Genomic DNA, 14,707 nt, shown 5'->3' with positions numbered 1-14,707 from the left:
CGGGGCCGGCGCGTAACCGTCGCCGACGCTTCGCCTTGGTCGGCGCGTGACCGTGGCTGGCCGCGGCCGGCGCATGACCGTGGCGGTGGTTGACCTTGGCCGTGGCCGGCCGGGGCCCGCGCGTAACCGTCGCCGACGCTTCGCCGTGGTCGGCGTGCGTGCGGGCCGTGGCCGGCGCGCGGCCGACGTGTGGCCGCGGCCGGCGTGTGTGCCGGCCGTGGCTAGCGGCTCGGTTCGGCCTGTTGCAGCAGTGCGTCCCGGCCTATCGACTCCGCTCGGGAGGCCGGGACCGTGCAGGCGTGGGCGCCCGCGACCGCGCCGTAGCGGGCGCAGATCCCGGGCGGCTCGCCGCCCAGGCGGCCGTAGAGGAACGCGGCGGCGAAGGCGTCGCCCGCGCCGTTGGAGTCCACCACCGGCGCGGACGGCACCGCCACGGGCACCCGCGTCAGCTCGCCGCCGGCCAGCAGATACGCGCCGTCGGCCCCGGCGGTGGCGACGACGGCCTCGGCCCGGCCCCGCTCGGCGATGCGCCGCATGGTCCGCTCGGGGTCGGTCAGCGCGGCGGCCGAGAGGAAGACGACATCCGCCGCGTACGCGAAGGGTTCGTGGTACGGGTTCTCGCCGTCCCAGTCGTGCAGGTCCGTGGACAGCGGGACGCCGGCCGCCGTCAGCACCGGCAGTGCCTCGGCGCACGGCTGGGTGATGGTCACGTGCACATGCCGGCTCGCCCGGGCCAGCCGGCGCAGCAGCTCCGCGGGGAAGCGGTCCCCGGGCCGGGCCCGGCTGGTGTCGTACAGGGACAGGCGGCGGCCGTCGGGACCGACGAGGTTGACCGCCCGCCTGGTGCCGGCCGGCTGTGGCAGCGCGGTCAGCGCGATGCCGTGCTCGCGGTGCAGGGCGCGGACGAGGTCGCCCTCGGGGTCGTCGCCGAGCAGGTCGAGGTGGTGGGTGCGCAGACCGAGCGCGGCCAGCCCCAGCGCGACGAAGTCGCCGGTCTGTCCGGCCCGGGTGCGGATCCCGGTGTCGATCATGTAGCTGTCGGCGTACGGCAGGGGCAGCTCGGGGACGTGGATGATCGTGTCCACGCCCGCCCCGCCCAGCACCAGGACGTCCGTCGCATCGCTCCCCGGCGTCATCGGCCGCCCCCCGCGTGGTCGTACACGGTCACCGCGATCCCCCGTCCCACCAGCCGCTCGGTGACGAGCGGCTCCACGCGGGACCAGGTGCCGCCCGCCAGACCGCAGCCTATGCGGGGCATGTGCACCGACGCGCCGCGTTCGATCACTTCGCCGGCGAGGCGGGCCAGGGCGGTGTCGATCGCCTCGTAGCGGACCGGGACGCCCTTGCTGCCCGTCCTGATTCCGTGCTGGCCGATCATGTTGGCCACCCACAGGGACCGCCCGACCTCGACCAGCTGGACGGCGCCCAGTGCGAAGTCGTTCCTCGCCCGGTCACGGTGCCAGGCGCGGTAGGCCGCCTCCGGCTGCGGCCAGCGGCGCGAGAGCGCGAGCACGAAGCCCTTCCCCCAGCCGCCGATGTCGTTGCAGACATGGGCGATCACCTTGCCGCCCTTGACCGACGGCACGGTGGCGTCACCCCGGACGTATGTGATCTCCAGCATGACGCCACCGTAGGCGATGCCACTGACAGTGGCTCGGGGGGTTTTCCGGGGCCGCTACTTCGTCTGCTTCGACAGGTCCCGGCCGGCGTTCTGCGCCACCCGGCGGCGCACGCCGAACCAGCCGGCGACCAGCACGACGGCGAGCACCGGGATCAGCAGGATGGTCTTCCGGCCGACCTCGGGGTCGTTCCACATCATGCCCAGGCAGACCAGCAGGAACGCGATCGTCGCGATCTCGGTGACCGGGCTGAACTTCAGCCGGAAGTCCGGACGGGTCGCCAGGCCGGCGCGGGCACGGCGGACGAAGATCATGTGGCAGAGCATGATGATCACCCAGGTGCTGATGATCCCGAGAGAGGCCACGTTCAGCACGATCTCGAAGGCCTGGCTGGGCACCAGGTAGTTCAGGCCGACGCCGAGGACACAGACCGCGCAGGTCAGCAGGATGCCGCCGTAGGGCACCTGGCTGCGGTTCATGCGGGCGGTGAACTTCGGGGCGGAGCCCGCCATGGCCATGGAGCGCAGGATGCGGCCGGTGGAGTACAGGCCGGAGTTCAGCGAGGACATGGCGGCGGTCAGGACGACCAGGTTCATCACGTCACCGGCCGCCGGGACGCCGATCTTCGACAGGACCGTGACGAACGGGCTCTCATCGGCGGAGTACACCGAGCCGGGCAGCAGCAGGGCGAGCAGCACGACCGAGCCGACGTAGAACAGGCCGACGCGCCACATGATCGAGTTCACCGCGCGGGGGACGACCTTCTCCGGCTCGGCGGTCTCACCGGCGGCGACGCCGACCAGCTCCAGGGCGGCGTAGGCGAAGATCACGCCCTGCATGACCAGGACGACCGGCATCGCACCGTGCGGGAGGAGCCCGCCGTGGTCGCTGATGACGCTCAGACCGGGGGTGTGGCCGTCGACCTTGTGCTGGGTGGCCAGCAGGAAAATGCTGATCAGCATGAAGCCGACGATGGTGGCGACCTTGATGATCGCGAACCAGAACTCCATCTCGCCGAAGATCTTCACCGAGATCAGGTTCACGGCCAGGACCACCGCGAGGGCGATCAGCGCCAGCACCCACTGGGGGATGCTGGTGAACATGGACCAGTAGTGCGTGTAGAGCGCGATCGCGGTGATGTCGGCGATGCCGGTGGTCGACCAGTTGAGGAAGTACATCCAGCCGGCGACGTAGGCGCCCTTCTCGCCCAGGAACTCACGGGCGTACGACACGAACGACCCGGAGGACGGGCGGTACAGGACCAGCTCGCCCAGGGCCCGGACGACGAAGAAGGCGAAGACGCCGCAGACGAGGTAGGCCAGGGCGAGGGCCGGGCCCGCGTTGTGCAGCCGGCCGCCGGCGCCCAGGAGGAGTCCGGTGCCGATGGCGCCGCCGATGGCGATCATGTTGACGTGGCGGGCCTTGAGGTCCTTGCTGTAACCGGCGTCGCCCGCGTCCGCGGGCGTCGTGGCCACCTCGGGACGGGTCGAGGCCTGCACCGTTTCCACGGTGTCCTTGGTGCTCACGGGTGGTTCCACTTCCTGGTGCGCCCGGGCCTCGTGGGCCCGGGGGTCGTGCAGGGATCGGCCCGCACCACCCTGATGAGTCGCGGTACAGACCAAGGCAGCAGCTTCCCAGAGAGAGCCGCGGGTGCGCGGTGGCCCAGGTCACAGAGCGTCACTTCTCACACGATCCACTCAGGGTCCACGCGATGTTCACCACGGGTTTCACACCATTGGTGAGACAGCGATACTGCTGCACATGACGACCGATGCCGGGGACGCGCCCCTCACCGTCGACGAGCTGGCCGCCCGTGCGGGCGTCTCGGTCCGCACCGTGCGGTTCTACGGCAGCAAGGGGCTGCTGCCGCCGCCGGTGATCGGTCCGCGCCGCGTGGGGCACTACGGCCCGGACCACGTGGCACGGCTGGCCCTCATCGAGGAGCTGCAGCACCAGGGCATGACCCTGGCGGCGATCGAGCGGTACCTGCGGCAGCTGCCGCCCGGTCTCACCCCGCACGACCTGGCCATTCACCGCGCGGTGGTCGCCTCGTGGGCGCCGGACGCGGTGGACACGGTGCCGCGGCGGGAGCTGGAGCGGCGGGCGGGACGGTCGCTGGCCGCCGAGGACCTCGAGCGGCTGACGGCGATGAACGTGATCACGGAGGCGGGAGCGGACACCTTCCGCGTCGACTCCGGGCTGCTCCGGCTCGGCGTGCAGCTGCTCGACGTGCCGCTGTCGCAGGAGGCGATCCTCGCGGCGCGCAAGGTGCTCATCGAGCACTCGCGCGCCGCGGCTCACGAACTCTCCCAGGTCTTCCGCGGCGAGGTGGCGGAGCGTGACGCCCGGGACGTGAAGTCCCTGTCGGCGCACATGCACCCCTTGGTGGTGCAGGCGCTGCTGACCACGTTCCAGCGCTCGCTGCGGGAGGAGCTGAGCGAGTGGGTCACCCGGCCGGAACCGGCCGGGCCCGGCTCAGGAACGGACTGAGTCGGCGAACGGCTCCCCCTTCTCGGCCTTCTCCACGAGCAGTGCGGGCGGGGTGAACCGCTCGCCGTAGGCCTCGGCGAGCTCCCGCGCGCGGGCCACGAAACCGGGCAGGCCGCCTTCGTAGCCGTTGATGTACTGCAGGATCCCGCCGGTCCAGCCGGGGAAGCCGATGCCGAAGATCGAGCCGATGTTGGCGTCGGCGACGGAGGTCAGGACGCCCTCCTCGATGAGGCGCACGGTGTCGAGCGCCTCGGAGAAGAGCATCCGCTCCTGCATGTCCCGGAACGGGATCTCGTGCCCGGGCCGGGTGAAGTGCTCGCGCAGGCCCGGCCAGAGCCCGGCCCGCTTGCCGTCCTCGGTGTACTCGTAGAAGCCGGCGCCGCCGCTGCGGCCGGGGCGGCCGAACTCGTCGACCATGCGGTCGATGACCGCCTCCGCCGGGTGCGCGGTCCAGGTGCCGCCCGCCTCCTCGACGGCCCGCTTCGTCTCATTGCGGATCTTCCGCGGCAGGGTGAGGGTCAGTTCGTCCATGAGGGAGAGGACCTTGGCCGGGTAGCCGGCCTGGGCGGCGGCCTGCTCCACGGAGGCCGGCTCCAGCCCCTCGCCGACCATGGCGACGCCCTCGTTGATGAAGTGGCCGATCACCCGGGAGGTGAAGAAGCCGCGCGAGTCGTTGACGACGATCGGCGTCTTGTTGATCTGCCGGACCAGGTCGAAGGCCCGGGCGAGGGCCTCGTCGCCGGTGCGCTCGCCCTTGATGATCTCGACCAGCGGCATCTTGTCGACCGGCGAGAAGAAGTGCAGGCCGATGAAGTCGCCCTGGCGCTCCACGCCCTCGGCGAGGGTGGTGATGGGCAGGGTGGAGGTGTTGGAGCACAGGAGCGCGTCGGGCGCGACGACGGACTCGATCTCCTGGAACACCTTGTGCTTGAGCGAGGTGTCCTCGAACACGGCCTCGATCACCGCGTCGCAGCCGGCGAGGTCGGCGGCGTCGGCGGTGGGGGTGATGCGGGCGAGCAGCGCGTCGGCCTTCTCCTGGCTGGTGCGGCCCTTGGCGACGGCCTTGGCGCACAGCTGCTCGGAGTAGCCCTTGCCCTTGACGGCCGCCTCCAGGGCGACGTCCTTCAGGACGACGTCGATGCCCGCGCGGGCGCAGGAGTAGGCGATGCCGGCGCCCATCATGCCGGCGCCGAGCACGGCGACCTTGCGGACCTGGCGGCGCTCGATGCCCTTCGGCCGGTTGGCGCCGGCGTTCACGGCCTGCAGGTCGAAGAAGAAGGCCTGGATCATGTTCTTCGAGGTCTGTCCTGCGGCCAGCTCCACGAAGTAGCGGGCCTCGATGACCTGGGCGGTCTCGAAGTCCACCTGCGAGCCCTCGACGGCCGCGGCGAGGATGTTGCGGGGGGCCGGGTAGGGCGCGCCGTTCGTCTGCTTGCGCAGGGTGGCCGGGAAGGCCGGCAGGTTGGCCGCGAACTTCGGGTTGGCGGGGGTGCCGCCGGGGATCCGGTAGCCGGGCTTGTCCCAGGGCTGCTGGGACTCGGGGTTGGCGTCGATGAACGCGCGGGCCTTGGCGAGCAGTTCCTCGGGCGTGGCGGCGACCTCGTGGACGAGGCCGTTCTCCTGGGCGCGCCGCGCGTTGTACTGCTGCCCCTGGAGGAGCACCTTCAGCAGCGCGTCCGCGATGCCGAGCAGCCGTACGGTCCGGACGACTCCGCCGCCGCCGGGCAGCAGGCCGAGGGTGACCTCGGGGCAGCCGATCTTCGTGCCGGAGGTGTCGAGGGCGACCCGGTGGTGGCAGGCGAGGGCCAGCTCGAAGCCGCCGCCCAGGGCGGCGCCGTTGATCGCCGCGACGACCGGCTTGCCCAGCGTCTCGATGCGGCGCAGGTTGCGCTTGATGGCGAGGCCGCCGTCGAACAGGTCCTGCGCGGTCTCGGGCGTGACCCGGATCAGGTCGCGCAGGTCGCCGCCCGCGAAGAAGGTCTTCTTCGCCGAGGTGAAGATGATGCCCCGGACGGAGTCCTCCTCGGCCTCCAGCCGGTCGGTGATCGCGGCGAGGGAGTCGCGGAACGCCTGGTTCATGGTGTTCGCGGACTGGTCGGGGTCGTCCAGGACGAGCGTGACGACACCGGTGCCGTCCTGCTCCCAGCGGATGGTGGTGCTCTCGGTCATGACAGTCGTCTCCGTTGAAGTCGCTTGGTTCCGCAGGGAGTTCAGATGCGTTCGATGATCGTGGCGATGCCCATGCCGCCGCCCACGCAGAGGGTGGCGAGGCCGTACCGCTTGTCCTGGCGCTCCAGTTCGTCCACGAGGGTGCCGAGGATCATCGCGCCGGTCGCGCCGAGCGGGTGGCCGAGGGCGATGGCGCCACCGTTGACGTTGACCTTGTCCAGGGACAGGCCCATGTCCTTCACGAAGCGCAGCACGACCGCGGCGAACGCCTCGTTGATCTCGACCAGGTCGATGTCGTCGATGGTGAGGCCGGCCTTGGCGAGCGCCTTGCGGGTCGCGGGGGCGGGTCCGGTGAGCATGATGGTGGGCTCGGAGCCGGAGACGGCGGCGGAGACGATCCGTGCGCGCGGGGTGAGGCCGTAGCGCTCGCCGACCTCCTTGGAGCCGATGGCGACGAGCGAGGCGCCGTCGACGATGCCGGAGGAGTTGCCCGCGTGGTGGACGTGGTCGATCTTCTCCACCCAGTGGTACTTCTGCAGCGCGACGGCGTCGAAGCCGCCGAGTTCGCCGATGTCCGCGAACGAGGGCTTCAGCTTCCCGAGGGAGTCCGCGGTGGTGCCGGGGCGCGGGTGCTCGTCGTGGTCGAGGACGACCAGGCCGCTGCGGTCCTTGACGGGGACCACCGAGCGGGCGAAGCGGCCCTCCTTCCAGGCGGTGGCGGCACGCTCCTGGGAGAGGGCGGCGTACTCGTCCACGTCGCGGCGGGAGAAGCCCTCGACGGTGGCGATCAGGTCGGCGCCGATGCCCTGCGGCACGAAGTCGACCTCGAGGTTGGTCATCGGGTCGTTGAACCAGGCGCCGCCGTCGGAGGCCATCGGGACCCGGGACATGGACTCGACGCCGCCCGCGAGGACGAGGTCCTCCCAGCCGGAGCGGACCTTGACGGCGGCCAGGTTGACGGCCTCCAGGCCGGAGGCACAGAAGCGGTTCTCCTGCACGCCCGCGACCGTGTCGGGCAGTCCGGCGGCGATCGCGGCGATCCGGGCGATGTCGGAGCCCTGGTCGCCGACGGGGCCGACGACACCGAGCACGATGTCGTCGATCGCGGCGGGGTCGAGGCCGGGGAAGCGGTCGCGGATCTCGTGGATGAGGCCGACGACCAGGTCGATGGGCTTCGTGCCGTGCAGGGCGCCGCCTGCCTTGCCGCGGCCGCGCGGGGTGCGGATCGCGTCGTACACGTACGCTTCGGTGCTCACTGAGGTGCCTTTCGGGAGGGTGGGCCGAGCGGGGTGGGCGGGTCAGTCGGCGTCGGTGACCGGGTCGTCGCTCACGAGTGCGGGTATCCCCCATTCCCGCGCCACCGCCGCCGTGTCCGCGCCCGGCAGGGCCGGGCCGCCGCGGACGGTGGTGGGGGTGGCGGAGAAGCGGGGGGCGGGGGCGGGCTGGGTGATGCCGCCGTGGTCGGTGAAGGTGCCGCGGGCGGCCAGGTGCGGGTGGTGCGGGGCCTCGCGCAGGGACAGCACGGGTGCCACGCAGGCGTCCGAGCCCTCGAAGACGGCCGTCCACTCGTCGCGGGTGCGGGACTTGAAGCGGGCGGCGATGTGCGCGCGCAGTTCGTCCCAGCGGGTCCAGTCCGCGCGGGCCGGTGCCAGGTCGGCCAGGCCGAGCAGGCGCAGGAACTCCTCGTAGAACTGGCCCTCCAGGGCGCCGACGGCCATGTACCCGCCGTCGGCTGTCTCGTAGGTGCCGTAATAGGGGCAGCCGCCGTCCAGCAGGTTGGCGGCGCGCCGGTCCTGCCAGCCGCCGGCCGCGAGCATGCCGTGGATCATCGCGGACAGGTGGGCCGTGCCGTCGACGATGGCCGCGTCCACGACCTGTCCGGTGCCGGTCGCGCGCGCGTGGTGCAGGGCGGCGAGGACGCCGACGACCAGGTAGAGGGAGCCGCCCGCGTAGTCGCCGAGGAGGTTGGCGGGGACGGCCGGGGGCTCGTCCGGGCGGCCGATCATGCCGAGGGTGCCGGTGAGCGCGATGTAGGCCACGTCGTGGCCCGCGCGGGGGGCGAGCGGGCCGTCCTGGCCCCAGCCGGTCATGCGGCCGTAGACCAGGCGGGGGTTGCGGGCGAGGCAGTCCCCGGGGCCGACGCCGAGCCGCTCGGCGACGCCGGGGCGGTAGCCCTCGAGGAGGATGTCGGCGCGGGCGGCCAGGTCGAGCACGCGGGCGGGGCCGTCCGGTGTCTTCAGGTCGACCACGATCGAGCGCTTGTTGCGGTTGGTGACGTCGTACTCCGGGGCGATGCCGAGGCCCGGGCCGCCCGGGCGGTCCACCCGGACCACGTCGGCGCCGAGGTCGGCCAGCAGCATGGCGGCGAAGGGGCCCGGCCCGATGCCGGCCAGCTCCACCACGCGCACGCCGGAGAGCGGGCCGCCGCCCTGCGTGCCGGGTGTCCGTGCCGTCGTCATGCGTCCAGCCCCCAAAGCGTGTGACACAACTGATGTAACACCGGTGATGCTAAGAACAGGCTCCACCGGGCACAAGACCTGAACGAGCAAGCGCTTAGCCAAGTGCCCGGCTTGGCGCGGATCACCCGGTCGGGTGAGAGGCGGGTGCGCCGCGGGGTGGATCCGTGCAGGGAGAGGCGCGTGTGCCTGTCCTCAGGGCGTTCCTGGCCATGGCCACCGCTGCCTCCGGGGGCTGGTCGTCATCGCTGCGCACTCCTCACGCTAGCCTCAGCCACCGACAGTGGCGCGGGCTGCACGACCAAGGGGTGTCATGAGCAGGCTAAAAAGGGCGGATCGCCCCTATGACCTCGTGCTCTTCGGAGCCACGGGCTTCGTCGGCACGCTCACGGCGGAGTATCTCGCCGCCCACGCACCGCGGGACCTGCGCTGGGCGGTGGCCGGCCGCGACGAGCGCGGGCTGCAGCGGCTGCGCGAGCGGCTGCCCGGCGGCGCGGACATCGGGGTGCTCCGGGTCGACGTGGCCGAACCGGCCGGCCTGCGCGCCCTCGCCGAGAACGCGCGCGTGGTCGCCACCACCGTGGGCCCGTACGTGCTGTACGGCGAGGACCTGGTCGCCGCCTGCGCGGACACCGGCACCGACTACCTGGACCTCACCGGCGAGCCGGAGTTCGTGGACCTGATGTACGTCCGCCACGACGCACGCGCGCGGGAGACGGGCGCGCGCCTGGTGCACGCCTGCGGCTTCGACTCCGTGCCGCACGATCTCGGCGTGTACTTCACGGTCGGGCAGCTGCCGCAGGGGGTGCCGCTGACCGTGGACGGGTACGTGTCCGCCGACGCGGCCTTCTCCGGCGGCACCCTCGCCTCCGCGCTGAACCAGTTCGCGCGGGGACGGCAGATGCTGGCCGCCGCCCGCGACCGGGGCCGGCACGAGCCGCGGCTGATGGACCGCCGGGTCACCGCGCCGGCGGGCGCGCCGAGGTTCGCCGGGGAGGTCGGCGCCTGGGCGCTGCCGCTGCCGACCATCGACCCGCAGATCGTGCGCCGTTCGGCGAAGGCCCTCCAGCGCTACGGACCCGACTTCCGCTACCGGCACTACGCGGCGGTGCGGCGCCTGCCGGTCGCCCTCGGCGGGGTCGCCGCGGTCGGCGCGGTGCTGGCGGCGGCCCAGCTGCCGCCGGCCCGGCGCTGGCTGTCGGACCGGCTCAGGCCGGGGGACGGACCGAGCGCGCAGAGGCGGGCGAGGAGCAGCTTCTCGGTGCGCTTCGTCGGCGAGGGCGGCGGACGGCGGGTGTTCACGGAGGTGGCGGGCGGCGACCCCGGCTACGACGAGACCGCGAAGATGTTCGGGGAGGCGGCCCTGTCGCTGGCCTTCGACGACCTCCCGCCGACGGCGGGTCAGGTGACCACGGCCCAGGCGATGGGCGACGCCCTCACGGCCCGGCTGCGCGCCGCCGGGATCACCTTCCGGGTCGCGGCCCGCGGTTAGCCCGCCGTACCGCCGCCCGGTCACGCCGTACCGCCACCGGGCCACGCCGTACCGCCGCCCGGTCAGGCCGTCGAGACGGGCGACGGCTCGGCCGTCCACGGTCCGGCCTGTCAGGAGGCCGGCGCCCGGCCCGTCGTCGTGTCCGGAGCGGGCACGCGCGCGTGGGCCCGTGCCGCCTCCGCGAGGGCCCGGCGGCACAGGGCGTCCGCCCTGCGCGTGGTCTCCGGCAGCCGGTAGGCGGGGGTCAGCGCCAGGGTGTGCGCGAGGGCGTTGTCCAGGCTCACCCGGTGCCCGACGGAGACGAAGACCGGCTTGACGCCGTCCCGGGTGCGCAGAGCGCGCCCGACCTCCTCGCTCCCGGCGAGCAGCGGGGCCGAAGCGCCCCGCGCGGCGGCCGGTTCGTCGTGGCGGAAGGTGAACGGGTTCTTGGCGACGCCGATCGTCGGCAGGCCGGTGAGCACGCCCAGGTGGCTCGCGAGGCCGAAGCGGCGCGGATGGGCCAGGCCGTAGCCGTCGCACACGATCAGCCCGGGCGGGCACGGCAACCGGTCCAGGGCGGCGCGGACGGTGGGGATCTCCCGGAAGGCGAGGAGCCCGGGGACGTACGGGAAGGAGACCCGGCCGACGGCCGTCGCCTCCGCCACGACGTCCAGGGTGGCGGCGTCGAGCACGACGGCCGCCGCGGCGACGAGGTCGAGGGCGTCGTCGTAGGCCACGTCGACCCCCGTCACCCGCCCGGTCCCGGGCGGCGGCCCGGGCTCGCCGAGCACCACCCGCCCGCGCAGCTCGTCCTGCACGGCGCGGGCCTCTTCCTCCGTCGCGGGCCAGCCCGCGGGTACGCCTACGGTCGTCATGGTGGCCATGATGGACGCCTCCCGACGGGCCGGCCGGCCCGGGGGTAGGCTCACGATCATGTTCGTGCTGGAACTGACCTACACCGCCCCGCTCGACGCCGTGGACGCCGTGCTGCCGGACCATGTGGTCTGGCTGGAGGAGCAGTACGAGAAGGGCTTCTTCCTGGCCTCCGGGCGGAAGGAACCGCGGGACGGCGGGGTGATCCTGGCCGTCGCCGAGGACCGTGCCCGCATCGAGGAGACCGTCGCGGGCGACCCGTTCGTCGCCGCCGGGGTGTGCGCGTACCGCGTCACCGAGTTCATCGCCACGAAAACCGCTCCGGAACTGGCCCGCCACCGGCAGACGCTGAGCTGAGCCCGGGGGCCCGGCTCAGCTCGGCGTCGTCCGCGCGGAACGGCCGGCGCTCCGGCGCTCCGGCGCTCCTCGGAGGTCAGCCCTTCTTGCGGTCGAGCGCGCGCTGCAGCTCGTCCTTGTTCATGTGCGAACGGCCTTCGATGCCACGCTGCTTCGCCTCGTTGTAGAGCTGGTCGCGCGTCGGGCCCTGGGGGCCGGAGCGGTTGCCCGACCGCTGGCCGCCGCGCTTGCCGGACGACATGTCCTGCGTCGAGCTGCGGCTGGCGGACTTGGACTCACCCGAGCGGGCGCGCTCCTTGTTCACCGTCCGGGCGGCGATCTCCTCGGCGCGCCCGGTGCTCTCGCCCCGGTCCTGCGCGCTCTTCTTGATGTGTTCGTACTGACGCTCGCGCTTGGGGCTGGAACCGGCTGGCATGATCGCTCCTTTCCTCGGCGGTGTGCGACGAGTACCCGCCTCACGGCCACTTACGGCTCTCACCTCAGCGTTCCAGCCGGGCCACCCTTCCCTGTTCGCCGGCCGCCCAGCAGCTCAGGTCGGGGGTGCAGTCCACGGTGTCGTAGGAGCCGGTGTCGATCGTGCGCCAGCTGCGGCCGCCGTCGGTGGTCAGATCGGTGCCCGTGGGGCCGACGGCGAGCGCGGCGGTACGGCTGTGCGGGAGCCACGCGGCGCCGGAGCGGTAGGCGGGCGGCGGTGTGCCGGCCGGGCTCCAGGCGAGGCCGTGGGCCCGGTCGCGGAAGGCGAGCGCGAAGACGCCGCGCGCGGGGTCGCCGGCCGGGACCGGCGTCTCGGCGGCCGTCCAGCTCAGTCCGCGGTCGGCGGAGTGCAGCACGCGCGCGTGCGCGGCGCCTCCCGTGGGCAGCCAGACCTCCTTCGGGCCCGAGGTGACCAGGCACTGTCCGCTCGCTGCGTAGCCCGCCTCGCCGTCCAGCGCGGCCGGCATGCCGGCGGCGGGCAGCACCCGCCAGGACCGGCCGCCGTCGCCGGTGGACAGGATGCGGAACCTGCCGTCCACGACGGGGTCGCTCACCGCGAGGCCGTGACGGCGGTCGAAGAAGGCGAGGCAGTCGTAGAAGGCCTTCGGGTCGGTGTTGCGGAAGGACTCCGTCCAGGTCGCCCCGCCGTCGTCGGTGCGGTACACGCGGGACGCCTCGCCCTCGCCGATGGCGAGGACCACCGCGCGGCGCGCGTCGAACGCCTCCACGTCCCGGAACTGCAGGTCGGCCGCCCCCGGCGGAGAGACGTTCCGCCAGGTCGCGCCGCCGTCCGTGGTGCGCAGCACCGTGCCGGCGGTGCCGGCGAGCCACGCGGTGTGCCGGTCGACGGCGGCGAGGCCCCGGAAGCGGACCTGCGGGGTGCCGGGGTCCTTCGGCTGCCAGTGGACACCTCCCGGCGCCCCCTGGTGAACGAGCGGCCGGGCCTCGGCCGCCGGGACCGTCAGCGCGGCCAGTGCCGCCCCGCACGCCACCCCCGCCGCCACCCGCCGACCGGTACGTCCCCTGTGCCGCGTGCTCCCCAAGCGCCTCATGGCGGGCGAAGCCAGCCCATGCCCCGGGCGCCGTCCAGAGGCCCAACCACGCACGCGTGCACGGGAGATGGCGCGGCCCGTGCGGCGGCGGACTTACGGGCTGCGGGCCGGGCGGGAACGTGTGCATGAACGCGGTGACCGAGGTCACTCGTTCCCCGTGTGCACGCATCGGCCGTTTCCGTCGTCTCTTCCAGTACCGGGTGTCACACCCGGGCGCAGTCCAGCCGTCACGAGGGAGCAAGGCGTTGTCCACCGTCATCGAGCAGCCCGTAGAGGCACGCCTCGTCGCCGCCGCACCACGCATGCCGAGCATTCCCGCCACGCTGCGCTACGACCGGCGCGACCCGTTCGCCGTCCGCATGACCTTCCCGGCCCCGGCCACCCTGGAGGGCGTCGAGGTGTGCTGGACCTTCTCCCGCGAGCTGCTCGCGGCCGGGCTGCAGGGCGCCGAGGGCCACGGGGACGTGCGGGTGCGGCCGTACGGCTACGACCGCACCGTGCTGGAGTTCCACGCCCCCGAGGGCACCGCGGTCGTGCATGTGCGCTCGGGCGAGATCCGGCACTTCCTGGAGGCGGCCAACGGCCTGGTCCCGGTCGGCCTCGAACACCTCCAGCTCGACCTGGACCACGACCTGGCCGAGCTGATCCGCGACGCCTGCTGAACGCTCACGCGCGCGTGAGCAGCGCGTTCAGCTCGCCGTAGTCGTATCCGTCGGCCAGCGCGCCGTACGTCCCCGCCGTGAGCAGCTCCCGCGCGGCGCGGCGGACCAGTGCGTGGGCGGCCTGGGCGAGTGCGGAGCCCGCGCTGATCCGGGCGACACCGGCAGCGGCCAGTTCGGCGACCGACGGCGCACCGGGGAACACCATCACGTTGACCGGCCCGTCGATGCCCGCGACGAGCGCCCCGACCGTCTCCGGGTCGACGGCCCCGGGGACGAAGATCCCGTCGGCGCCCGCGGCCAGGTAGGCGGCGGCCCGTTCCAGGGTGCGGTCCACTCCCCCGGCGCCGCGCAGGAACGTGTCCGTCCGCGCGTTGACGAACAGGGGGACTCCCGCCTCGTCCGCGGCCTCGCGGGCGGCAGCGATCCTCTCCGCCTGCTCGGTGACGGCCCGCAGCGGCTCGCCGTCCGCCGTGTGCCGGGCGTCCTCGATGTTGATGCCCACCGCGCCCGCGGCGAGCACCGCCCGCACGGTGTCGGCGACCCCCGCCGGGTCCTTCGCGTAGCCGCCCTCGATGTCGGCGCTCACCGGCACCCGCACGGCGGCGGCGACGCCGGCGACCGCCCGCAGGGCGCGGTCCCGGTCGAGCCGGTCGCCGTCGGCGGCACCGAGCGCCCAGGCGAGCCCGGCGCTGGTGGTCGCGACGGCCGCGGCACCGGCCTCGGCGACGACCGCGGCGCTCGCCGCGTCCCAGGCGTTCGGCAGGACGAGCGGACGGCCGGGCACGTGCAGGGCACGGAAGGCGCGGGCGGGAGCGAGGAGCGGGTGCGAAGGCGTCATGGGCCCAGCCAAACATCGGGCGGGGTGCGGCGCTGGCAGGAATCCGACAGGTGCGTGGGCCCGGACGGTCGGGTGCCGCGCTTACAGCGACCTGTTCACCATCAGCATCCGCACAGCCCAGCGGTCGCTCTGCTGAGGGGCCCGCACCGGGCTAGTGCAGCGCCGCATTGATCTTGCGGGGGTCATGCGGCTTTAAGTGGGGTGCCGTCGTAGGTCCAGCGGAACGGCTGAGCCTCATCGTCGTAG

14 protein-coding genes are annotated in these 14,707 nt (G+C 73.4%); 4 read left to right on the top strand and 10 right to left on the bottom strand.

The window, feature by feature from the left end; genetic code table 11:
• Positions 1 to 221: 221 nt before the first annotated feature.
• From AB0N17_RS38520 to AB0N17_RS38510, 3 genes are read right to left on the bottom strand one after another with little or no spacing between them, the layout of a single operon-like run.
• Positions 222 to 1,136 (bottom strand): PfkB family carbohydrate kinase, encoded by a 915-nt coding sequence (locus AB0N17_RS38520; protein ID WP_366016328.1) that lies wholly within the window; start codon positions 1,134 to 1,136, stop codon positions 222 to 224.
• Positions 1,133 to 1,621 carry a macro domain-containing protein gene (locus tag AB0N17_RS38515; RefSeq protein ID WP_366016327.1) on the bottom strand — a complete coding sequence of 163 codons (489 nt, stop codon included), beginning with the start codon at positions 1,619 to 1,621 and terminating at the stop codon, positions 1,133 to 1,135. Before AB0N17_RS38515 ends, AB0N17_RS38520 begins: the two co-directional genes overlap by 4 nt.
• A 54-nt stretch (positions 1,622 to 1,675) precedes the next feature.
• Positions 1,676 to 3,145, bottom strand: a complete 1,470-nt coding sequence (locus AB0N17_RS38510; protein WP_366016326.1) for an amino acid permease — start codon at positions 3,143 to 3,145, stop codon at positions 1,676 to 1,678.
• A 235-nt stretch (positions 3,146 to 3,380) separates the two neighbouring features.
• Between AB0N17_RS38510 and AB0N17_RS38505 the strand changes: the two genes are divergently transcribed.
• On the top strand, positions 3,381 to 4,109 hold the full coding sequence (locus tag AB0N17_RS38505) for a MerR family transcriptional regulator (RefSeq protein ID WP_366016325.1): 729 nt from the start codon (positions 3,381 to 3,383) through the stop codon (positions 4,107 to 4,109).
• Here AB0N17_RS38505 and AB0N17_RS38500 read toward each other — a convergent pair.
• Genes AB0N17_RS38500 through AB0N17_RS38490 form a run of 3 tightly spaced genes read right to left on the bottom strand, consistent with a single transcriptional unit; the run spans position 4,095 to position 8,737 of the window.
• On the bottom strand, positions 4,095 to 6,278 hold the full coding sequence (locus tag AB0N17_RS38500) for a 3-hydroxyacyl-CoA dehydrogenase NAD-binding domain-containing protein (RefSeq protein WP_366016324.1): 2,184 nt from the start codon (positions 6,276 to 6,278) through the stop codon (positions 4,095 to 4,097). The genes AB0N17_RS38505 and AB0N17_RS38500 overlap by 15 nt on opposite strands.
• 41 nt (positions 6,279 to 6,319) lie before the next feature.
• Positions 6,320 to 7,534 (bottom strand): acetyl-CoA C-acetyltransferase, encoded by a 1,215-nt coding sequence (locus AB0N17_RS38495; protein WP_366016323.1) that lies wholly within the window; start codon positions 7,532 to 7,534, stop codon positions 6,320 to 6,322.
• Between the two features lie 42 nt (positions 7,535 to 7,576).
• A complete protein-coding gene (locus tag AB0N17_RS38490; RefSeq protein ID WP_366016322.1) occupies positions 7,577 to 8,737 on the bottom strand; it encodes a CaiB/BaiF CoA-transferase family protein in 1,161 nt (386 codons plus the stop codon).
• Positions 8,738 to 9,047: 310 nt separating this feature from the next.
• Here AB0N17_RS38490 and AB0N17_RS38485 point away from each other — a divergent pair, with 310 nt between their 5' ends.
• Positions 9,048 to 10,226, top strand: coding sequence for a saccharopine dehydrogenase NADP-binding domain-containing protein (locus AB0N17_RS38485; protein ID WP_366016321.1), 1,179 nt, complete (start codon positions 9,048 to 9,050; stop codon positions 10,224 to 10,226).
• A gap of 110 nt (positions 10,227 to 10,336) precedes the next feature.
• On the opposite strand, the gene AB0N17_RS38480 is transcribed toward AB0N17_RS38485, so the two are convergent.
• Positions 10,337 to 11,080 carry an endonuclease V gene (locus AB0N17_RS38480; protein WP_366016320.1) on the bottom strand — a complete coding sequence of 248 codons (744 nt, stop codon included), beginning with the start codon at positions 11,078 to 11,080 and terminating at the stop codon, positions 10,337 to 10,339.
• 58 nt (positions 11,081 to 11,138) lie between these two features.
• On the opposite strand from AB0N17_RS38480, the gene AB0N17_RS38475 reads away from it, so the two are divergent.
• Complete coding sequence (locus tag AB0N17_RS38475; protein WP_366016319.1) at positions 11,139 to 11,435, top strand: YciI family protein; 297 nt, start codon at positions 11,139 to 11,141, stop codon at positions 11,433 to 11,435.
• A 76-nt stretch (positions 11,436 to 11,511) separates the two neighbouring features.
• Here the strand turns inward: AB0N17_RS38475 and AB0N17_RS38470 are convergent, their stop codons facing one another.
• Complete coding sequence (locus tag AB0N17_RS38470) at positions 11,512 to 11,850, bottom strand: plasmid stabilization protein (protein WP_366016318.1); 339 nt, start codon at positions 11,848 to 11,850, stop codon at positions 11,512 to 11,514.
• 64 nt (positions 11,851 to 11,914) lie between these two features.
• Positions 11,915 to 12,961 (bottom strand): oxidoreductase, encoded by a 1,047-nt coding sequence (locus AB0N17_RS38465; protein ID WP_366016317.1) that lies wholly within the window; start codon positions 12,959 to 12,961, stop codon positions 11,915 to 11,917.
• 245 nt (positions 12,962 to 13,206) lie between these two features.
• On the opposite strand from AB0N17_RS38465, the gene AB0N17_RS38460 reads away from it, so the two are divergent.
• Positions 13,207 to 13,623: an SsgA family sporulation/cell division regulator gene (locus AB0N17_RS38460; RefSeq protein WP_366016316.1), complete on the top strand. Its 417-nt coding sequence runs from the start codon at positions 13,207 to 13,209 to the stop codon at positions 13,621 to 13,623.
• Between the two features lie 4 nt (positions 13,624 to 13,627).
• Here AB0N17_RS38460 and AB0N17_RS38455 read toward each other — a convergent pair whose 3' ends face one another.
• A complete protein-coding gene (locus tag AB0N17_RS38455; protein ID WP_366016315.1) occupies positions 13,628 to 14,461 on the bottom strand; it encodes an isocitrate lyase/phosphoenolpyruvate mutase family protein in 834 nt (277 codons plus the stop codon).
• Positions 14,462 to 14,707 lie beyond the last annotated feature (246 nt).

It is taken from the genome of Streptomyces sp. NPDC051133, assembly GCF_040682635.1.
Taxonomy (GTDB): Bacteria; Actinomycetota; Actinomycetes; order Streptomycetales; family Streptomycetaceae; genus Streptomyces.
The sequence above is the reverse complement of the archived record's forward strand: the minus strand, read 5'-3'. Positions and strand labels throughout refer to the sequence as shown.